The organism is Brevundimonas sp. EYE_349, from assembly GCF_023147505.1.
GTDB lineage: Bacteria > Pseudomonadota > Alphaproteobacteria > Caulobacterales > Caulobacteraceae > Brevundimonas.
Genome location: NZ_JAHXPB010000011.1, coordinates 39,283 through 59,373 on the forward strand (window position 1 = coordinate 39,283; position 20,091 = coordinate 59,373).

Sequence of the window (20,091 nt, forward strand, 5' to 3'; positions counted from 1 at the left end):
TCAAGACGTCTTGCCGCCGCTCAGACCGGCCAAGGCTCCGACGGCACGAAGACGTCGCCCGCCATCAATCGCCGAGCGCTGCGGCTCATCACCGCCTTCGACACCGTCCAGTCGCCGTTGCGCTCCACCGCCTCTGCGCCGACTTGCAACGCGCCCGAGGGATGTCCGAACCGCACGGCGCTTCGCTTGCCGCCGCCTGCAGCCCGATTGACCAGCGTCCCCGGCACAGCGGCCGCGACGGCGATGGCCACCGAGGCGGTGCCCATCATGGCGTGGTGCAGCTTGCCCATCGACAGGGCGCGAACCAACAGGTCGATTTCCTGAGCCTTGATCGTCCTGCCGCTGGAGACGACATGATCGCGCGCAGGCGCGACGAAGGCGATCTTGGGCGTGTGCTGACGTCGCGAAGCCTCATCGACCGATGCGATCAGCCCCATCCGAACCGCGCCAATGGCGCGCAGGGCCTCGAACCGTTTCAGGGCCGCCGCATCGCCGTTGATCGCCTCCTGCAACTCGGTGCCGGTATAGCCGATGTCGGCGGCGTCCACGAAGATGGTTGGGATGCCGGCGTTGATCAGCGTGGCCTTCAACCTGCCGCCCGCGACCAGATCCTCCGGCACATCCAGTTCGTCGATCAGATTGCCGGTCGGGAACATGGCGCCCCCCGAACCGTCACTGGCCTCGCCCTCATCGGCGGGGTCCAGGAATTCCAGCACGATCTCAGCGGCGGGGAAGGTCACGCCGTCCAGTTCAAAGTCGCCGGTCTCCTGCACCGCGCCGCCCGAAACCGGGACATGGGCGATGATGGTCTTGCCGATATTGGCCTGCCAGATGCGAACGGTGCGGACGCCGTCGGCTCCTGCATCGACATAGCCCGCATGGATGGCGAAGGCCCCCGCCGCCGTCGACAGATTCCCGCAGTTGCCCGACCAGTCGACGAAATCCGTGTCGATGGAGACCTGGCCATACAGATAGTCGACATCATGGTCGGGTCGGTCGCTGGGCGACAGGATCACGCATTTCGACGTGCTGGAGGTCGCGCCGCCCATGCCGTCGATCTGTTTGCCATAGGCGTCCGGACTGCCGATCACCCGCTGGAACAGCCGGTCCCGCGCTGGGCCGGGCGCGCGCGCCGCGTCGGGCAAGTCTTCCAAGCGGAAGAAGACGCCCTTGGACGTGCCGCCGCGCATATAGGTGGCGGGGATGCGTATCTGCGGACCGTGCGACATCAGGCGGCGGCCTCCTGTTCCAGGAAGTCCTGAGCGAAGCGTTGCAGCACACCGCCCGCCTCATAGATCGAGACCTCCTCGGCGGTGTCCAGGCGGCATTTGACCGACACCGTCTCCTGCGTCCCGTCAGCTCGGTGAACGACCAGGCTCAGTTCGGCGCCCGCCGCGGGCTGGCCGATGACGTCATAGGTTTCCGTGCCGTCCAGCTTCAGCCCCAGCCGGGTCACGCCGCCCGTGAACTCCAGCGGCATCACGCCCATGCCGATCAGATTGGTGCGGTGAATCCGCTCGAAACCCTCGGCGACGATGGCCTCTACCCCCGCCAGACGCACGCCCTTGGCGGCCCAGTCGCGCGACGAGCCCTGGCCGTAATCGGCCCCGGCGATGATGATCAGCGGCTGGCGACGGCCCAGATAGGTCTCGATCGCCTCCCACATCCGCACCACCTGACCATCCGGCTCCAGCCGCGCCAGAGAGCCCTTCTTCACCGCCCCGTCGACCACGGCCATCTCATTGACCAGCTGCGGGTTGGCGAAGGTGGCGCGCATGGCCGTCAGGTGATCGCCGCGATGGGTGGCGTAGGAGTTGTAGTCCTCTTCCGGCACGCCCATCGCCGTCAGATACTCGCCCGCCGCCGAGGTCGGCAGGATGGCGTTCGACGGCGACAGGTGATCGGTGGTGATGTTGTCCGGCAGTATGGCCAGGGGCCGCATCCCCTTCAGCGTGCGGGGGCTGGCCGCCAGGGCGCCCAGTCCCTCGGTGTCCCAATAGGGCGGACGTCGGATATAGGTCGACTGGGGCCGCCAGTCATACAGCGGCGCGGCGGGCGCTCCGCCATGCAGGCGCTTGGCGAACATCGGCTCATAGACGTTGCGGAACTGTTCGGGCTTGACGTGCCTGCCGACGATGGCGTCGATCTCGGCATCGGCGGGCCACAGGTCCTTCAGGCGGATCTCACGACCGTCGGGCGCAACACCCAGGACATCCTGCTCGATATCGAACCGCACCGTCCCGGCGATGGCGTAGGCCACCACCAGCGGCGGCGAGGCCAGGAAGGCCTGTTTGGCGTAAGGATGGATGCGACCGTCGAAGTTGCGGTTCCCGGACAGGACAGCGGTCGTATAGAGGTCGCGCTCAACGATCTCGTTCTGGATCACCGGATCGAGCGCGCCCGACATGCCGTTGCAGGTGGTGCAGGCGAAGCCGACGATGCCGAAGCCCAGCGCCTCCAGTTCCGGCAGCAGGCCTGCGTCTTCCAGATACAGCTGCGCTACCTTGGAGCCCGGCGCGAACGAGGTCTTGACCCAGGGCTTGCGGACCAGACCCAGGGCGTTGGCCTTTCGGGCCACCAGGCCCGCCGCGACCACGTTTCGGGGGTTGGAGGTGTTGGTGCAGCTGGTGATGGCGGCGATGATGACCGCGCCGTCAGGCATCAGGCCGTCACGCTCTTCGGCCAGGGCGCCGTCCAGATCGACCGCCACGCCGCGCGCCTGCAGGGCCGAGGTCGGCAGGCGACGATGCGGATTGGAAGGTCCGGCCAGATTGCGCTCGACCGTCGACAGATCGAACGCCAGCACCCGCTCATAGTCGGCGGTCTTCAGCGCGTCGGCCCAAAGGCCGATGGTCTTGGCATAGGTCTCGACCAGTTCGATCTGGTCGGGCTCGCGACCGGTCAGGCGCAGATAGTCGATGGTCTGCTGGTCGATGTAGAACATCGCCGCCGTCGCCCCGTACTCCGGGCACATGTTCGAGATGGTGGCCCGGTCGCCGATGGTCAGGCTGTCCGCCCCTTCGCCAAAGAACTCCAGCCAGGCGCCGACCACCCGCTCCTTGCGCAGAAACTCTGTCAGGGCCAGCACGATGTCGGTGGCGGTGATGCCCTCATGGCGCCGCCCCGTCAGCTTGACGCCCACGATGTCAGGCAGGCGCATCATCGACGGCCGCCCCAGCATCACCGTCTCGGCCTCCAGCCCGCCAACTCCAATCGCTATGACGCCCAGGGCGTCGACGTGCGGCGTATGGCTGTCGGTGCCGACGCAGGTGTCGGGGAAGGCGACCCCATCGCGCACCTGCACGACGGGGGACATCTTCTCCAGATTGATCTGGTGCATGATGCCGTTGCCGGCGGGAATGACGTCCACATTCTCGAAGGCCCGCTTGGTCCATTCGATGAAATGGAAGCGGTCCTCGTTGCGGCGATCCTCGATGGCGCGGTTCTTGGCGAAGGCCTCGGGATCGAACCCCGGCGCCTCGACCGCCAGGGAATGGTCGACGATCAGTTGGGTCGGCACGACCGGATTGACCTTGGCCGGATCGCCGCCCTGCTCGGCGATGGCGTCGCGCAGTCCCGCCAGATCGACAAGGGCTGTCTGGCCCAGAATGTCGTGGCAGACGACCCGCGCCGGATACCAGGGAAAGTCCAGATCGCGCTTGCGCTCGACGATCTGCCTCAGCGCCTCGTCGCGTGAAGCGGGATCGCAATGACGCACCAGTTGCTCGGCCAACACCCGCGACACATAGGGCAGACGGTCATAGGCTCCCGGCTGAATGGCGTGAACCGCCGCGCGCACATCGAAATATTCGACTGACGTACCGAGCAGCCGGCGACGATAGGCTTCATTCATTTGAGCCGAATTCCCCTGAACTTCATCGCGTCATTATCGACCCGCGACGGGGGCTTCGGAACGCCTGAAAGGGCGGAGATTTGTGAACGCCGGCCTGCAAATCAGCAAACTTTGCGGACACATCCAAGTTTGCAGCTTTCGCGGATTTGCAGCATCGCCTTCACTGATTTCCGCTCTTTCAGTCCTTCTGAGATCGATCGAAGCGTGAATATTCAAGGGCCTCGCGGATGATCCGCTGTCCGAGGCTCCCATGTCGTCGCCGACGCCGCTTCCCCCTGACGAGACCCGGTTCGCCGAAATGGTCTTCCCGGAACAGGCCAATCATTATGGCGCGCTGTTCGCCGGTTCGGCCCTTGCCCTGCTGAGCAAGGCCGCCTTCGTCGCCGCCAGCCGCCGCGCCCGCAACGACGTCGTGATGGCGCGGTCGGAGGCCACCGATTTTCACACGCCCGTCCGCGTCGGCGAACTTCTGGACATGGTGGCGCGCGTGATCCGCGTCGGTCGCACGTCTCTGACCGTGGAGGTCGAGGGCGTCGCCGAAACCCTGTCAACCGGCGCGCGCCGCCCCGCGCTGAACGGCCGCTTCGAAATGGTCGCCGTCGACGCCGAGGGCCGACCGCGCCCGATCACCCTTCACCCCTGCTCCGGCGCCCCGGTCTCCGTGGCCGCCCAATAAGCTTTCGAGGAAATCCATGTCCGAAGTCGCAGCCGCTCCTGGCGTGAAGCCGAAGAAGTCCGTCGCCCTGTCCGGCGTCCTGGCGGGCAACACCGCCCTGTGCACCGTCGGCCGCTCGGGCAACGACCTGCATTATCGGGGCTATGACATTCTGGACTTCGCAGAGACCAGCGAGTTCGAGGAAATCGCGCACCTGCTGATCCACGGCGCCTTGCCGACCGCCGCTCAGCTCAAGGCCTACAAGGCCAAGCTCAAGGCCCTGCGCGGCCTGCCCGCCGCCGTGAAGTCGGCGTTGGAGACGGTTCCGGCGGCGGCCCACCCGATGGACGTGATGCGGACCGGCGTTTCGGCCCTGGGCTGCGCCCTGCCGGAGGCGCACGATCACAACCACCCCGGCGCGCGCGACATCGCCGACCGGCTGATCGCCTCCTTGGGGTCGATGCTGCTCTACTGGCACCACTTCAGCCAGAACGGCCGCCGCATCGAGGTGGAGACCGACGACGATTCCATCGGCGGCCATTTCCTGCATCTTCTGCATGGTACGGCGCCGTCCGACAGCTGGGTGCGGGCCATGCACACCTCGCTGATCCTGTACGCCGAGCATGAGTTCAACGCCTCGACCTTCACCGCCCGCGTCATCGCCGGGACCGGCTCGGACATGTTCTCGGCCATCGCCGGGGCCATCGGCGCCCTGCGCGGTCCCAAGCACGGCGGAGCCAATGAAGTCGCCTTCGAAATCCAGAAGCGCTACGCCGACGCCAACGAGGCCGAGGCCGACATTCGCCGTCGCATGGAGGCGAAAGAGGTCATCATCGGCTTCGGCCACCCGGTCTATACGATCAGCGACCCCCGCAATGTCGTCATCAAGCGTGTCGCCAAGACCCTGTCGGACGAGGCCGGTTCGACCCGGATGTACGACATCGCCGAACGCATCGAGAGCGTCATGATGGACGAGAAGAAGATGTTCCCGAACCTCGACTGGTTCTCGGCCGTCTCCTACCACATGATGGGCGTGCCGACGGCGATGTTCACGCCGCTGTTCGTCATCTCGCGCACCACGGGCTGGGCCGCCCATGTGATCGAGCAACGCACCGACAACAAGATCATCCGCCCCTCGGCCAACTATACCGGCCCGGAAAACCTCACGTTCGCGCCGCTGGCCGAACGCGCCTAAGACCGCCTGAAAGCCTACGGAGTCTCCATGCCCTATCTTGTCGCCGCCGACCTGCCGACCGAATCCGCCGGCAAGCGTTTCCGCGCCGCCCTGGCCCGCGAGGGAATCTGGCAGTTGCCCGGCGCCCACAACGGTCAGGCGGCCATCCAGGCCAGGAACGCCGGCTTCGACGGGGTCTATCTGTCGGGCGCGGCGATGACGGCCTCCATGGGCCTGCCGGATCTGGGCATCATCACGGTGGACGAAGTCGCCTTCTTCATCCGCCAGATCGCCCGCGCGTCCGGCCTTCCCCTGCTGGTGGACGGCGACACCGGCTATGGGGAGGCGCTGAACGTCATGCACATGGTGCGGACGTTCGAGGAGGCGGGCGCCGGCGCCGTACACCTGGAAGACCAGATCCTGCCCAAGAAGTGCGGCCACCTGAACGGCAAGGCCCTGGTCCCGGCCCTCGACATGGCCGCCAAGGTCGCCGCCGCCAAGAAGGCCAGCCGCGACATCGTCATCATGGCCCGCACCGACGCGGCCGGCGTGGAAGGTTTCGACGCCGCCGTCGACCGCGCCAAGATGTATGTCGACGCCGGCGCCGACTGCATCTTCCCCGAAGCGCTCAACACCCGCGAGATGTTCGAGAAGTTCGCCAAGGCCATGCCCGGCGTCCCCCTGCTGGCCAATATGACCGAGTTCGGCAAGACGCCCTTCTACACGGCCGCCGAGTTCGAGCAGATGGGCTACAAGATGGTGATCTGGCCCGTGTCGTCCCTGCGCGTCGCCAACAAAGCGCAGTCGGAACTGTACGCCTCGATCAAGGCCAATGGCGGGACGCACAAATATGTGGACCGCATGCAGACCCGCCAAGAACTGTACGACACCATCGGCCTGCACACCTTCGAGGAACTGGACGCCTCGATCATCAAGACCATCGTGCCCCAAGGCATGCCGCAGGAAGACTGATCCGCCGAAGCGCCGCGCTCGGCGTGCGTCAGTCTTCTTTGGCAAGGACGGCCTGAAGGCCCTTTGGTCTTCCGGGCCGGGCGGAAGCCGTCCCTTTCAAAGCCCATCGACTTCGTGCCTGGCGATCAGCTGCGCTACTTCGCTCAGCGACTGACCTACACGTCGGCCGATGCCGCTTAGACGACCAGCCGATAGCCGATGCCGGGCTCGGTCACGAGCATGACTGGCTGGGCCGGGTCCGCCTCCAGCTTTTGCCGAAGCTGACCGACGACGACGCGCAGATACTGGACGTCGTCGGCATGGCCGGCGCCCCATATGGTCTTCAGCAGATCGACGTGACCCAGCACCTTGCCGGCGTTGCGGGCCAGAAAGGCCAGGACCTCGTATTCCTTGGGGCGCAGCTTCACCCGCTCGCCCGCGCGGGAGACGATGCGACGGTCCAGGTCGATCACCATATCGCCCGCCGTGACCACGCCGCCCACGATCGGCGTCAGCGCGCCCTGGCGCAGACCCGCGCGGATGCGGGCCAGCAGTTCGCCCACGCCGAACGGCTTTTCGACATAGTCGTTGGCGCCCAGGTCCAGGGCCGTGATCTTCTCGGCCTCGCGGTCACGGGCGGACAAGACGATGATCGGTCCCGGATAGAACGCACGCGCGCGGGTCAGCACATCCTTGCCGTCCATATCGGGCAGTCCCAGATCCAGAACCACCGCGTCGGGGCTCCACAGGGCGATGGCGCGCAGGCCCTCCTGACCGCTGTCGGCGCGGCGGGGCTCATAGCCGGCGGCGTCCAGCGCGGGCGCCAGGAAACGATGGATCTGGGGTTCGTCGTCAATGACCAGAACCTGGGGGCGAACGGCGGACATCAGAGCAGATCCGGGTGGGTGGCGATGGATTTGGGCAGGCGAATCAGGATGCGGGCGCCGCGTTTGCCGGCGGCGTCGTCCTGGATCGGGCTGGCGGCGGCGATGCGGCCGCGCATGGCTTCGACGAAGCCCTTGGCGATGGCCAGACCCAGTCCCGCTCCTTTTGCGCGGTCGGTGGATTCCTCCATGCGGCGGAACTTGTCGAACACCCGTTCCAGCTCGGCGGTCGGGATGCCGCGCCCCTGATCCTCGATGGAGATGACGACGGCGCCGCGATCCTCATAGGCCGCTAGTTCGATGCTCGTGTCGTCGGTACTGTAGGCGATGGCGTTCTCAAGAATATTGACCACCGCCTGTTCCAGCAGGCCGGGATCAGCCTCGACCAGACTGAGCTGCGCCGGGAAGTCGCGCGCGACCCTGCGCCGGCCCAGACGGCGCGACACCCGCTCGGCGGCCGCATTCAGGATGTCGCGCACATCGGTCCAGTCGGTGCGGACGTTCAGCCCCCCGCCCTCCAGCCGGGTCATGTCCAGCAGATCCCCGACATAGCGCGACAGGCGTTCGGCCTCTTCGCGGATGCTGAGCAGCAGGTCGTCGCGGACCTCGGGCTTCAGAGTCGCGCCATAGTCGATCAGGGTCGTCGCCGAGCCCAGGATGGTGGACAGGGGGGTGCGCAGATCGTGGCTGACCGAGTTCATCAGGGCGGCGCGGAAACGATCGGCGCGGCGCAGGGTCTCGGTCTCCAGCGCCTGACCGGCCAGATCGGCCCGCTCCAGCGCCACGGCGCCCTGGTCCAGCAGGGCCATGGCCAGACGTTCCTCGTCCGAGCCCGCCGCCACGGCGGACGCATCTATGCCGGCGACGCCCGCCCGGGCGCGCACGCCCTGAAGAGGCTGAAACCGCCAACAGGTCTGCGGCAGGGTGCCGGTGCCGTGGCCCGCGACCTCGCCGTGGGTCCAGGCCCAGCGGGCGGCGGCCATGGCGTCGGGGGCCAGGGTCACGCCCTCAGGGCTGGCGCCGGTCAGAACGATGTCCTCGCCGTCGGGCAGAAGGACGACGGCGCCCGCGCCGGCGGCGGCCGAGGCCTGTTCGGCCAGGCTGCGGGCCGTGGCGGCGCGATCCCGGCCGGCCGACAGGGCTTGGCTGGCGGCCAGCAGCGCCGAAACGGCGGCGGCGCGACGCTGGGCCGCCCGCGCCTGTTCGCGCACGCGCCCCGCCAAGGCGCCCGTCCCCAGGGCCACGCCCCAGAACAGGATAAGGGTCAGGACGTCCGTCGGCGACCCGATCAGGAAGCTGTAGCGCGGCTGGAGGAACAGGAAGTTATAGGTCAGAAAGGCCAGGGTCGCCGCCGCCAGAGCGGGCCTGAGCCCGTTCAGCACCCCCGCCGCCACCACCGCCGCCAGATAGATCACGCCCAGATCGACCCGCTCGAACCGGGCGTCCAGCAAGAGGGCCGCCCCTGTCGCCGCCAGGACGAAGGCCCCGCCGACCGGATAGCCGCGCCAGTCCAGCGCCGCCCGGACACCCGACCGTGTCGCCGGTTCGGGCGCGGTCAGGTCGCCCTCTGTCACGACGTGGACGGCGACCCCTTGCGCCTTGCGCAGCAGTTCGGTCGCCAGCGCCCGGCCGGTCCATTCGCTGAACCGCCCGCCGCGCGTTTTGCCGATGACGATCTGGGTGACGTTGTTGCGATGGGCGTGATCCAGCACGGCGCGCACCACATCGTCGCCGCTGATGGTCACGGGCCGCCCGCCCAGTTGCTCCGCCAGCTTGAAGGCCTCAGACAGCCGCCCCGCCGACCGGGCGTCGGCGCGCGATCCGCTGGGTCGTTCGACGTGGGCCACGGACCAGGGGGCGTCCATCATCATGTCCGACATCCGCCGCCCGGTCCGCACCAGGGAAGCGGTCATGGCGTCCCCGCCGACCAGCACCAGAATGCGCTCGTTCGCCGCCCACGGCCCCGACACGCCCCGCTCGCGCAGATGCGAAAGCAGTTGGTCGTCCACTGTCTGGGCCGCCCGGCGCAGAGCCAGTTCGCGCAGGGCCGTCAGGTTCTCGATCCTGAAGAAGTTCTCCGACGCCACGCGCGCCGTCTCAGGCACATAGACCTTGCCCTCGGCCAGGCGCGCCCGCAGATCCTCAGGCGTGATGTCGATGAACTCGATGTCGTCGGCTCCGGTGAGGACGCTGTCGGGCACGGCCTCGCGCTGGCGAACGCCGGTGATGCGCAGGATGACGTCGGACAGGCTTTCCAGATGCTGGATGTTCAGCGTCGTCCAGACGTCGATCCCAGCGTCGCGCAGTTCCTCCACGTCCTGCCACCGCTTGGGATGGCGCGAACCGGGCGCGTTGGAATGGGCGTATTCGTCGACCAGCAGCAGTTCGGGCCGCCGCGCGAGAGCGCCGTCCAGATCGAACTCCATCAGGGCGCGGTCGCGGTGTTCGATGGGTGCGCGCGGCATGACGTCCAGCCCGCGCAGCAGGCTCATCGTCTCCTTGCGGCCGTGGGTCTCGACCACGCCGACCACGACATCCAGCCCCTCGGCCTTTCGCCGGCGCGCGGCGCGCAGCATCTCGTAGGTCTTGCCCACGCCGGGCGACATGCCAAGAAAGACCTTCAGCCGCCCGCGCTTGCGGCGCGGAACGGCTGAATTAGCGGAGGTTGCCGGCGCCGTTTGGGGCAATCAGCCCTCCGCGCCGAAGCGGGCGTCCAGCGCGCGGTTGGTCATCAGGACATTAACATGCGGCTGGCCGATGAAGCCCAAGAAGGCCCCCTCGATGTGCGCCTCGATGATGCTCTGGACCTGCTGCACGGGAACGCCTCTGGCGCGGGCGATCCGCGCGGCCTGAAGCCGAGCGTAGGCCGCAGACACGTCGGGGTCGAGACCGGAACCCGAGGTCGTCACCGCATCGGCGGGGATGATCCCCGGACCGTCCTCGGCGCGGATAGCCCTGGCGCTTTCGGCGACGCGGGCGGCCAGGTCCGGGTTCAACGGCCCCAGGTTCGAGCCGGACGAGGCGGCGGCGTCATAGCCCTTGCCCGCCGCCGAGGGCCGCGGGTGCAGATAGGTCGCGCCCGCAAACGGCTGACCGATCAGGGCGGAACCCACGACCTGGCCTGCGGCGTCTCGGACAAGGCTGCCTTCGGCCTGATCGGGGAAGACCGCCAGCGCGATCCCGGTGACGGCCAGCGGATAGGCCAGGCCCAGCAGCAGGGTGAACAGGCCTATCATGACGACGGCCGGACGAAGTTGATTGACCATGATCGTCGCCTCAGAAGGCGGCTTTCAGCGTGGCTGCGGCGCGCGCGCCGTAGCCGTCGCCGAAGCCGTGCTGGTCGGTGTCGTGATAGCGCACGTCCAGCGCCAGATTGGGGGTCAGCTGATAGGCCGCGCCCAGGTTCCACGTCGTATAGTCCAGGTCCGAAGACACCCACTGACGCCCGACCGCGCCAGAGATCGTCCACTTGTCGGCGGGGCGGACGGCGCCGTTGATCTCGGCATAGGTCGCCTGATCCTCGGCCGCGCCGAAGAAGTCCGGCGAATAATAGACGGCGGCGCCCAGGGTTGCGGGACCGACGGCACGCGATGCGGCGGCTTTCAGTTCGACGTAGTCATAGTCCGCGCCCTCCGGCTGGCCGGGGTAGAGATAGCCGACCAGGCCGAAGTCGAGCGCATAGCCGGCGACTTCGGGTCGATAGCCGGCGTAGAGATCGACCTCGGCGTCCGTGCTGTCGCCGAAATCGACATTGGAGGCCCAGGCGCCGGCGTAGAATCCATTGTTCGTCAGATCGACGCCCGCCGATATCGCGGGTCTCTCCCGGGTCTGGCTGACGCCGCGAAAGACATAGTCGGAGGCCAGGGCGATATTGGCCGAGACCTTAGAAGCCGACAGTGTTGGAGCGGAGCCGTCCTGCGCCCTGGCTTGGCTGCACAGACCAAGGCCTGAAAGGCCCAGGATGCAGGCGGCGGCGAACCAGGCGTCGTTGCGGCCCGAGGCTCTGAAGAGGGGTTTACGCATGAAGATGTCCTTGGAAACACGCATCAGGCCAGGCCAAGCGCGGAAATGAGAAGGTCGATCAGCTTGATGCCGACGAAGGGCGCGATCAGTCCGCCCAGGCCGTAGATCAGCAGGTTGCGACCCAACAGGGCGCCGGCGCCGATGGCCCGGTATCTGACCCCCTTCAAAGCCAGAGGGATCAGGGCGACGATGACCAGGGCGTTGAAGATGACCGCCGACAGGATGGCGCTTTCGGGGCTGTGCAGCCGCATGATGTTCAGCGCGCCCAGCGACGGCAGGGCCACCACGAACATCGCCGGGATGATGGCGAAATATTTGGCCACGTCATTGGCCACCGAAAAGGTGGTCAGGGCGCCGCGCGTGATCAGCAGTTGCTTGCCGACCTCGACGATCTCGATGACCTTGGTCGGGTCGCTGTCGAGATCAACCATATTGCCAGCCTCGCGCGCGGCCTGGGCCCCGGTCTGCATGGCCACGCCGACATCGGCCTGAGCCAGGGCGGGGGCGTCATTGGCGCCGTCGCCGCACATGGCGACCAGACGGCCCTTGGCCTGTTCGGCCTTGATCAGCCGCATCTTGTCCTCGGGCGTGGCCTCCGCCAGGAAGTCGTCCACTCCGGCCTCCGAGGCGATGGCCGCCGCCGTGACCGGATTGTCGCCGGTGATCATCACGGTGCGCAGCCCCATCCGGCGCAGGTCGGCGAAACGGGCCTTCACCCCCGGCTTGACCACGTCCTTCAGGTGGATGACGCCGACCAGCATGCCGTTCTGAGTGACGGCCAGAGGCGTGCCGCCCGAACGGGCGATCCGGTCTACCGCCTGACGGAACTCGGCCGGGGCCGCGCCGTCGGTCAGGTCGAGATCCTTGAGCACGGCGTCGACCGCCCCCTTCCTCCAACTGTCCTCGCCGACATCCAGACCCGACTGACGGGTGACGGCGGTGAAGGGGATGGCGACGGCGCCGGCCGGCTGATCGACCGAGACGCCCGCATTGCGGCCCAGTTCGACGATGGAGCGGCCTTCCGGCGTCTCGTCGGCCAGGGACGCCATGACGGCGGCGGCCAGGGCGGCTTCGGGACGGACGCCCGGAACCGGGATGACCTCGGTCGCCATGCGGTTGCCGAAGGTGATTGTGCCGGTCTTGTCGAGCAGCAGGGTGTCCACATCGCCTGCCGCCTCCACCGCACGGCCCGAGGTGGCCAGCACGTTCACCTTCAACAGCCGGTCCATCCCGGCGATGCCGACGGCGGACAGCAGCCCTCCGATCGTGGTCGGGATGAGGGTGATGAACAGGGCGCCCAAGACCATCGGGTCCAGATCGACGCCCGAGTACGCGCCCAGCCCAACCAGGGTCACGACCGCGATCAGGAAGATCAACGTCAGGCCGGCCAGCAGCACGGCCAGGGCCAGTTCGTTCGGCGTCTTCCGGCGATCCGCGCCCTCGACCATGGCGATCATGCGGTCCAGGAAGGTCGAGCCGGGCTTGGCGGTGATGCGCACCTTGATCCAGTCCGAGACGACGGTGGTGCCGCCGGTCACGGCCGAACGGTCGCCGCCGCTTTCGCGGATCACCGGGGCGCTTTCGCCGGTGATGGCGGCCTCGTTGACCGAGGCGACGCCCTCGATGATTTCGCCGTCAGAGGCGATCACGTCGCCGGCCTCGACCAGGATGATCGACCCGACTTCGAGTTCCGAGGCGTTGGTCGAGACCACCGTGCCGGTCGCGGGGTCGACGATCAGCTTGGCCTTGGTCGTGACGCGGGTGGCGCGCAAGGAATCGGCCGCCGCCTTGCCCCGCCCCTCGGCGACGCTCTCGGCGACATTGGCGAACAGGACCGTGGCCCACAGCCACAGGGCCAATTGCACCGCAAATCCGGCCGACTGTCCGCCCGCGACGGCCGCCGCCGCCGAGATCGTGGACAGCAGCGCCACGATCCAGGTGGTGAAGATGACCGGGTTCTTGATCAATTTGACGGGGTTCAGCTTGACCACCGCCTCGCCCACGGCGCGACCGATCATCGCCCCGGAGAGCCCGCCCGCGAGGGGCGACGCACGGCAGCCCTCGCGGGGATCGAGAGTGAGTTGTGTCATGTCAGGATGTCCGAGGGATCAGGCGCCGGCGACCGCCGCCAGCACCTGGAAGTGCTCGACGATCGGCCCCAGGGCGAGGGCGGGCAGGAACTGCAGTCCGCCCAGGATGAGGATCACGCCAATCAGCAAACCGATGAACAGGCTGTTGTCGGTGGGCAGGGCGCCGACGCTGGACGCCAGCTTCGGCTTGGCGACCAGGCTGCCGGCGATGGCCAGTACCGCGACGGCGGGAATGAACCGCCCAAACAGCATGGCCAGACCCAGGGTTGTATTCCACCAAGGCGTATTGGCGCTCAGGCCCGCAAAGGCCGACCCATTGTTCGCCGCCGCCGAAGTGTAGGCGTAAAGCATCTCCGACAGGCCGTGCGGTCCCTTGTTCAGCAGACCGGCGAGAGCGGTGGGGAAGACGGCCGCGATCGCCGTAAAGCCCAGTATGGCCAGCGGCAGGATCAGCACCGCGATCATGGCGAACTGGATTTCGCGCGCCTCGATCTTCTTGCCCAGATATTCGGGCGTGCGACCGACCATCAGACCAGCGACGAAGACCGCCAGCAGGGCCATGACCACCATGATGGCGATGCCCGAACCGACGCCGCCGGGCAGGATCTCGCCCAACTGCATCAGGAACATCTGCAGCGCCCCGCCCAGGGGCATGAAGCTGGCGTGCATGGCGTTGACCGAGCCGTTGGAGGCGCCGGTCGTCACGACGGACCAGACGGTCGAGGCGGGGGCGCCGAAGCGGACCTCCTTGCCCTCCATGTTCACCGAGGCGTCCACGTGGGCCGCGACCAGGGACGGCGGCGGCTGGGTTTCGATGACGTACATCGCGGCCGAGGAGACGCTCAGCAGGATCAGCGCCGCTGTCGCCAGCGCCCTTATGTCGCGTCCCGCCAGCGCCGTGCGGCCAAAGGCGAAGAAGGCGGCCCAGCCCATGACGTTGATCGCCACGGCGGTCAGCAGATTGGTCATGGCGTTCGGGTTCTCGAACGGATGGGCGCCATTGGTGTTGAAGACGCCGCCACCGTTAATGCCCAGTTGTTTGATCGCCACCTGGCTGGCCGCCGGGAACAGCGGCAGGGTCTGCGACCCGCCCTCGACCCCGACGACGTGGACACTGGCGGCCAGGCTCTGAACCACGCCCAGCCCCGCCAGGGCGACCGCCAGGATCAGCGCGGCGGGCAAGAGGACATAGAGAGTGGTCCGCGTCAGATCGGCCCAGAAGTTGCCGACCCCCTCGCCGCGATGGGCCACGAAGGCCCGCGCCAGGGCGGCGGCGATGGTCGCCCCGGTCGCGGCCGAGACGAAGTTCTGCACCGTCAGACCAACCATCTGCGTAAAGGTCGACATCGTCGCCTCCCCGCCATAGCTCTGCCAGTTGGTGTTGGTCACGAAGCTGACGGCGGTGTTGAAGGCCAGGTGCGGCGAGACGCCCGCGAACCCCTGGGGGTTCATCGGCAGCACGCCCTGCAGCCGCAGGATCGCATACAGCAGCACAAAGCCCGCCAGGTTGAAGGCCAGCAGCGCCCCGGCATAGCCCAACCAGCCCTGGCTGCGTTTCGGATCGACGCCCGCCGCGCCATAGAAGACGGCCTCCACCGGCTTCAGCACCGGGTCCAGCCAGGTCCGCTCGCCGTTCCAGACACGCGACATGTAAACGCCGATGGGCCAGCCGAGCAGAACGGCCAGCCCGAGAGTCAGGGCGATCTCGCCCCATCCTTGAATGTTCATGAGTTTCGTCCCGGTCCGTCAGAACCGCTCGGGCCGCAGCAGGGCCGCGACCATATAGACGGCGACGACCACCGCCCCCGCCCCCCAGAGCATGGCGATCATCGTCATACCCGTTTCAACGCAACGGCCAGGGCCGCAAAGACGACGAACGCCCCTGCCCCTGTCGCCAGAAAAATCACATCGGCCAAGCCGGCCTCCTCAAGCTCAGATGAAGCGTGAAGAGATCATGGGCGGCCGTAACGGGGCGATGTGGATTCCCCGCCTCGGCGTAAAGGAAACATAAAAGCGGGGGTTCAGCCCCGCCTTGCAACGGCCTCTATGCAATCCGAAGGCGGTTCGGCGAATGGGATCGCCGCACGGCGCGCTGACGCCCTGCGTCCCGGTCGCCGTGCTCCGTCTATGACCAGACCGGCAGGAGGCTGGGAAAATACGACGTCGAAGAGCCGCGCCACGGCGGCGGCGACTGGCTCTTCAGCGCAGCTTCAGCTGGATCAACGGAGCCACCCGCATTCTGATGGAGCGCTATCAGCCCTTATCGCGCCGCCGCCCGAGGGGATCCGGGCGGCGGCGCACTGCAGCGTCAGAAGCGGTAACGCAGCCCCACGCCGTAGGTCGCCGGCGCGCCGACCAGACGCGACGCGCCGTTCATCTCCGGGAAATAGACCTCGTCGGTGATGTTGCGGCCGTACGCATAGACGGACCAGTTCGCCGCAGTCTCCAACTCGACCCTGGCGTTCAACAGGGTGTAGGCCTTGGCCGTATTGCCCGGCGTCGCGTTCAGGCGATTGGACTCCTCGCCATGATGCGAAACAGACAGGCGCGAATCCAGCCGCCAGCCGTTGTCCAGAACCAGCCCATGCTTCAGCGCCAGGGTCGCCGTCACGTCGGGCGCGCCCGGCAGCGGATCGCCGACCGTCTGCAGCACCTCGGCGACGCGAGCCGAGCTGAACGACAGGATTTCGGTGTCCAGGAAGGCGGCGGCCAGATCGACATCCAGCGTCTGGTTCGAGGTCTCGAACAGAACGGCGTTGATCGCGAACTCTATTCCCTTGCTCTCGGCCTCGCCCACATTGGCTCGGCCGTTGGTGTCATTGGCCAGGCGCGTCGTCGCCTGCAGTTCCTTGAACCTGTAGCTGAAGGCGTCCAGCGACAGGCGCAGGCGCGGGGTGGTCCAGCGCAGGCCGGTCTCATAGGCGGTGACCGTCTCGGAATCGAACGGCAGGGTCTCGGCCTGTGTGAAGATGGAGGTGCCGTCGAAACCGCCGCCGCGATAGCCCGTGCCCGCTGAAACAAAGACGTTCAGGCTTGGGTTGAAGGCGTATTTGGCCGTGATGCGGCCGGAGACATTGTCATCCTCGAACGCCCGATCCCAGATGAACGGATTGGTCGTGGCGAAGGTGGTTGTGAAGGTCGAGATGCCCCACGGGTTCAGGTCGTCGTTGCGCCCGCTGAACGTCGCCTCGTCGCGGGTGTAGCGCAGGCCGCCCGACAGGCTCAGCTTCTGGGTCAGCTCATAATCGACCTGGCCGAAAAGGGCGAAGCTGTTGCGCGTCTGCTTGTGAAGATTGTCGTACTTGGTCCGGGCCGTATAGCTGGTCCAGTGGGTGTCGAAGTCGATGTCGTCCGAGACGTAAAAGGCGCCGACGATCCAGTCCAGGCGACCGCCGCTGTCGTCGCTCAGGCGCATTTCCAGCGAGGTCTGACTCATCTTCTCATCGGCGTCGAAACGCGACGCGGGATAGGGCGAGCCGTCGCCGTTGCCCTGGATGGCGCGGGTCGAGCCTTGGACGTTGCCGATGACGGCCAGGTTCAGGTTCTCGCCCAGGGCGTGGGTCAGCATGGCGGAAACGCCATAGATGTCGATGCTGTGCGTCGGATATTCGGAGGAGTAGAATTCGTACGGATCATCGTTCTCGCCCGCGTTGGCGATGTTCGTGTCCAGGGCGGCGGAAATCCGGTCGTACTGGCGGGTGTCGCCGCGGTCGCGGCTGCCGAACAGCTTGACCGTCAGATTGGTCTGCGGGGCGAAGTCCATCGACACGGTGGCGCGGCCGGCGAACAGATCCTTGTCGCCGAACCCTTCGCGGCGGCCCGGATCGACGATCGGCGGAATCTGGGTCTGGGTCACGCCGCCGATGATGGGGCGAAAGCCGGCCAGATCGCCGGCGCCCGCGCCGGTCATGAAGCCCCCGCCCTGTTCGGCCAGCACCGCGACGCGCACCCCGAGCTTGTCGCTCAGAGGCCCGCCGACAGCGGCCTCCATTGCGGTGTAGTCATAGGAGCCGACCTCCAGCCGACCGTAACCCTCGATCGTATCGCCCGGCCCCTTGGTGATGGCGTTGATCACCCCGGCCGTCGTGTTGCGGCCATATAGGGTGCCCTGCGGCCCCTTCAGGATCTCGACGCGGTCCAAGTCGAACAAGGGCATGCCCAGATAGGCGTTGGACGTCTGATAGACCCCGTCCACGTGCAGGGCGACCGAGGGATTGCCGTTGGGCTTGTAGTCGTCGGCGCCGCCTATGCCCCGGATGCTGATCAGGCCGTAGTTCGTGCCCCCGAAGGCGTAGTTGACCGAAACGCCCGGAACCTCGTCCACCAGGCTGGTGACGCTGTCGATGCCGCGCCGCGCCGCATCGTCGCCGTCGATCACGGTCACGGCCAGGGGCACATCCTGAATACGCTGCGCGCGCTTCTGGGCGGTGACGATCACCTCGTCGAGGGTGGCGGCGTCCGTGGAGGCGTGACCGGCTTGCGAAACAGAAAAGGTGCGCTCGCCGACCTGCGCGGCGACCAGGCCCGAACCGGCCAGAATCTGGCGCAAGGCCTCCGCAGGCGCCATCACGCCGACGGCGCGCCCGCCGCGCCTGCCGCGCACCAGTTCGGGCGTGAAGACCACCTGGACGTCGGCGGCCCGCGCGAACCCGGTCAGGGCGGTCTCCAGCGACTGGCTTTCGATGGCGAAGGCGATCGGCTGCGCCGTCGAGGTCTGGGCCAGGGCCGGAGATGCGACGGCTAAAACAGCCAAGGCGCTGCAGGCCAGCAGCCCGCGTTTCAGAACGCCCGAAAATGGCGAGGAAATGGTCATTGGAAGCCCCTGAAATCTAGCAACCGGCCCCCGGCCGGCTCGCTCTCAGGAACGGAAGCGCCCCCCTGACCCCACACCCTGTCTTGCAAATTTCATCGAAGCTTTGCTGATCCTTCAGAGGATCGGATGCGCCACACGCCATCCGCGCTCCGCTTGACCGAAAGGTCGAAACCCGTCGCCAGCGCCAGGGCGAGTTCGCGCGCCCCGTCGTAACGGAACGAACCCGAGATGTGCCTGGCGCCGGCCTCGACATCCTCGATCGACAGGCGCTCGGCGGAATAGCGGTTGAAGGCGGCGACGACCTCGCTCAGCGGCCGGTCACGCACCACCAGACGGCCATCCCGCCAGGCCGTCTCGGCCTCCACATCGGCGGCCATCACGCGAAAGCCCGTCGCCGTCGCATCCCCCTTCTGACCCGCGCCGACATGGACCGATGTCTTGTCGCCCCGACGCGCGCCGATGGTCAGACCGCCCTGCTCCACCACCACCTCGGGCCGATCGCTCGACAGGCTCAACTGGAACCGTCCGCTGTCCGCCGTCAGCACCCGATCACCCGCGCGCAACACGAAAGGTCGGTCGCCCGCCACGAGGTTCAGATAGATCTGCCCCTGTTCCAGAACCGCCGCACGACGCCCGCCAACGAAATCCAGCCTCAGCCGCGTCAGGGGCGCCAGTGTCACCTCCGAACCGTCCGGCAGGGTCGCGTTCAACCTCTGTCCCGCCTTTGTCGCGATCAGGGCCCGCGCCGGCGACGCCGCGCCCAGTATCCACAGCCCGCCGCAAGAGGCCGCCACCGCTCCACCGGCCAAGCCGAACATGGCGCGGCGATTGACGCCCGGTCGCGGCCTGCCCAGAGCTTCGGCGCGCAGAGCCAGAACCTCCGGCTCGCCGGCGTCCATCTCCAGCATCCGCCAGGCCTGCTGGCAGGCGCGGTAGGCGGCGATGTGCGATGCATCCGCATCCAGCCACTGGCGGAAACCCGCCTCGTCCTGAGGGCTGGGCGTGGTCCCGCCGTTCATCCGCGCAAACCAGAGGGCGGCTGGATCGGCGTGGTCGTCGTTAGCCGTGCGTGGAATGGGCGGTGCCATCAGTGGTCCGCCTCTATCAGATCCAGCCTCAGCGCCGCCATTGCGCGCACCATGTGCTTCTCGACCGCACTGACCGAAATCCCCATTCGGCGCGCGATCTGGGGATAGGTCAGGTTCTCGAAACGCCTCAGGATCACAACCGTCCTCGCCCTCGGCGGCAGGGCGTCCAGCGCCGCCAGCATCCGCTTCAATCGCTGCTTCCCGTCCAAAATCTGCTCGGCGCCTGGCTCCTCGCTTTCAGGCGACAGGTCGTCGATGTCGACATGACGTCCCCTGCCCCGCGCCTGATCGTAACGCCCCCGGTCGCGCGCGATATTGGCGGCGGCCTCGAAGACATAGCCATCGACATTGTCCAGGCTGAACAGGTCGCCGCGTCGCAGCAAGCGCACGAACAGATCCTGCACCATCTCCTCGGCATCCATCGGCGAGCCGACCCGGCGCAGGAAGAACTGCATCAGCGGCCGCCGCAGCCGCCGCGTCAGATCGACGAAGGCCGCGTCGGGCGACGGCCGCCCCGCCAGTTCCGCCGTCTCGCAGCACATGTCCAACCGTCGATCCAT

At 67.4% G+C, this 20,091-nt stretch carries 15 protein-coding genes; 3 read left to right on the forward strand and 12 right to left on the reverse strand.

All coding sequences use genetic code 11. From position 1 onward, the window contains the following. Nucleotides 1-20 precede the first annotated feature (20 nt). Nucleotides 21-1,229 (reverse strand): 2-methylaconitate cis-trans isomerase PrpF, encoded by a 1,209-nt coding sequence (gene prpF / locus KZX42_RS16205; RefSeq protein ID WP_248121071.1) that lies wholly within the window; start codon nt 1,227-1,229, stop codon nt 21-23. Continuing rightward, nucleotides 1,229-3,853 (reverse strand): Fe/S-dependent 2-methylisocitrate dehydratase AcnD, encoded by a 2,625-nt coding sequence (gene acnD / locus KZX42_RS16210; RefSeq protein WP_248121073.1) that lies wholly within the window; start codon nt 3,851-3,853, stop codon nt 1,229-1,231. Before acnD ends, prpF begins: the two co-directional genes overlap by 1 nt. A gap of 250 nt (nt 3,854-4,103) precedes the next feature. On the opposite strand from acnD, the gene KZX42_RS16215 reads away from it, so the two are divergent. The 3 genes from KZX42_RS16215 to prpB are packed head-to-tail and all read left to right on the forward strand — an operon-like array spanning nt 4,104 to nt 6,654. Beyond that, nucleotides 4,104-4,529, forward strand: coding sequence for an acyl-CoA thioesterase (locus tag KZX42_RS16215; RefSeq protein ID WP_248121075.1), 426 nt, complete (start codon nt 4,104-4,106; stop codon nt 4,527-4,529). 16 nt (nt 4,530-4,545) lie between these two features. After that, on the forward strand, nt 4,546-5,703 hold the full coding sequence (gene prpC, locus KZX42_RS16220; protein ID WP_248121077.1) for a 2-methylcitrate synthase: 1,158 nt from the start codon (nt 4,546-4,548) through the stop codon (nt 5,701-5,703). Nucleotides 5,704-5,730: 27 nt separating this feature from the next. Next, nucleotides 5,731-6,654, forward strand: a complete 924-nt coding sequence (gene prpB, locus KZX42_RS16225; RefSeq protein ID WP_248121079.1) for a methylisocitrate lyase — start codon at nt 5,731-5,733, stop codon at nt 6,652-6,654. Nucleotides 6,655-6,830: 176 nt separating this feature from the next. Here the strand turns inward: prpB and KZX42_RS16230 are convergent, their stop codons facing one another. The 10 genes from KZX42_RS16230 to KZX42_RS16275 all read right to left on the reverse strand — a co-directional run bounded on the left by KZX42_RS16230 (nt 6,831) and on the right by KZX42_RS16275 (nt 20,091). Further along, nucleotides 6,831-7,520 carry a response regulator gene (locus KZX42_RS16230; RefSeq protein ID WP_248121081.1) on the reverse strand — a complete coding sequence of 230 codons (690 nt, stop codon included), beginning with the start codon at nt 7,518-7,520 and terminating at the stop codon, nt 6,831-6,833. Further along, a complete protein-coding gene (locus KZX42_RS16235; protein WP_282438985.1) occupies nt 7,520-10,204 on the reverse strand; it encodes a sensor histidine kinase KdpD in 2,685 nt (894 codons plus the stop codon). Before KZX42_RS16235 ends, KZX42_RS16230 begins: the two co-directional genes overlap by 1 nt. Beyond that, entirely contained in the window at nt 10,205-10,783 is a 579-nt protein-coding gene (gene kdpC, locus KZX42_RS16240; RefSeq protein ID WP_248121084.1) for a K(+)-transporting ATPase subunit C, read from the reverse strand. A 10-nt stretch (nt 10,784-10,793) separates the two neighbouring features. Continuing rightward, the gene (locus KZX42_RS16245; protein ID WP_248121085.1) at nt 10,794-11,540 is read right to left on the reverse strand and encodes a TorF family putative porin; all 747 of its coding nucleotides are present in this window, start codon (nt 11,538-11,540) and stop codon (nt 10,794-10,796) included. Nucleotides 11,541-11,563: 23 nt separating this feature from the next. After that, complete coding sequence (gene kdpB / locus KZX42_RS16250) at nt 11,564-13,630, reverse strand: potassium-transporting ATPase subunit KdpB (RefSeq protein ID WP_248121087.1); 2,067 nt, start codon at nt 13,628-13,630, stop codon at nt 11,564-11,566. An 18-nt stretch (nt 13,631-13,648) separates the two neighbouring features. Further along, entirely contained in the window at nt 13,649-15,358 is a 1,710-nt protein-coding gene (kdpA, locus tag KZX42_RS16255) for a potassium-transporting ATPase subunit KdpA (protein ID WP_248121088.1), read from the reverse strand. Nucleotides 15,359-15,376: 18 nt separating this feature from the next. Continuing rightward, nucleotides 15,377-15,466 (reverse strand): potassium-transporting ATPase subunit F, encoded by a 90-nt coding sequence (locus KZX42_RS16260; protein WP_196066341.1) that lies wholly within the window; start codon nt 15,464-15,466, stop codon nt 15,377-15,379. 472 nt (nt 15,467-15,938) lie between these two features. Further along, nucleotides 15,939-18,443 (reverse strand): TonB-dependent receptor, encoded by a 2,505-nt coding sequence (locus KZX42_RS16265; protein ID WP_248121090.1) that lies wholly within the window; start codon nt 18,441-18,443, stop codon nt 15,939-15,941. Nucleotides 18,444-18,535: 92 nt separating this feature from the next. Next, complete coding sequence (locus KZX42_RS16270; RefSeq protein ID WP_248121092.1) at nt 18,536-19,531, reverse strand: FecR domain-containing protein; 996 nt, start codon at nt 19,529-19,531, stop codon at nt 18,536-18,538. Beyond that, complete coding sequence (locus KZX42_RS16275) at nt 19,531-20,091, reverse strand: sigma-70 family RNA polymerase sigma factor (RefSeq protein ID WP_248121094.1); 561 nt, start codon at nt 20,089-20,091, stop codon at nt 19,531-19,533. The genes KZX42_RS16270 and KZX42_RS16275 overlap by 1 nt, the downstream gene beginning before the upstream one ends.

Coding starts and splice junctions, on each gene's coding strand:
- prpB (WP_248121079.1), top strand. CDS start 5,731: ATGCCCTATCTTGTCGCCGCCGACCTGCCGACCGAATCCGCCGGCAAG.
- KZX42_RS16245 (WP_248121085.1), bottom strand. CDS start 11,540: ATGCGTAAACCCCTCTTCAGAGCCTCGGGCCGCAACGACGCCTGGTTC.
- KZX42_RS16215 (WP_248121075.1), top strand. CDS start 4,104: ATGTCGTCGCCGACGCCGCTTCCCCCTGACGAGACCCGGTTCGCCGAA.
- KZX42_RS16270 (WP_248121092.1), bottom strand. CDS start 19,531: ATGGCACCGCCCATTCCACGCACGGCTAACGACGACCACGCCGATCCA.
- kdpC (WP_248121084.1), bottom strand. CDS start 10,783: ATGGTCAATCAACTTCGTCCGGCCGTCGTCATGATAGGCCTGTTCACC.
- KZX42_RS16230 (WP_248121081.1), bottom strand. CDS start 7,520: ATGTCCGCCGTTCGCCCCCAGGTTCTGGTCATTGACGACGAACCCCAG.
- prpF (WP_248121071.1), bottom strand. CDS start 1,229: ATGTCGCACGGTCCGCAGATACGCATCCCCGCCACCTATATGCGCGGC.
- kdpB (WP_248121087.1), bottom strand. CDS start 13,630: ATGACACAACTCACTCTCGATCCCCGCGAGGGCTGCCGTGCGTCGCCC.
- KZX42_RS16260 (WP_196066341.1), bottom strand. CDS start 15,466: ATGACGATGATCGCCATGCTCTGGGGGGCGGGGGCGGTGGTCGTCGCC.
- kdpA (WP_248121088.1), bottom strand. CDS start 15,358: ATGAACATTCAAGGATGGGGCGAGATCGCCCTGACTCTCGGGCTGGCC.
- KZX42_RS16275 (WP_248121094.1), bottom strand. CDS start 20,091: ATGGATCGACGGTTGGACATGTGCTGCGAGACGGCGGAACTGGCGGGG.
- acnD (WP_248121073.1), bottom strand. CDS start 3,853: ATGAATGAAGCCTATCGTCGCCGGCTGCTCGGTACGTCAGTCGAATAT.
- KZX42_RS16265 (WP_248121090.1), bottom strand. CDS start 18,443: ATGACCATTTCCTCGCCATTTTCGGGCGTTCTGAAACGCGGGCTGCTG.
- prpC (WP_248121077.1), top strand. CDS start 4,546: ATGTCCGAAGTCGCAGCCGCTCCTGGCGTGAAGCCGAAGAAGTCCGTC.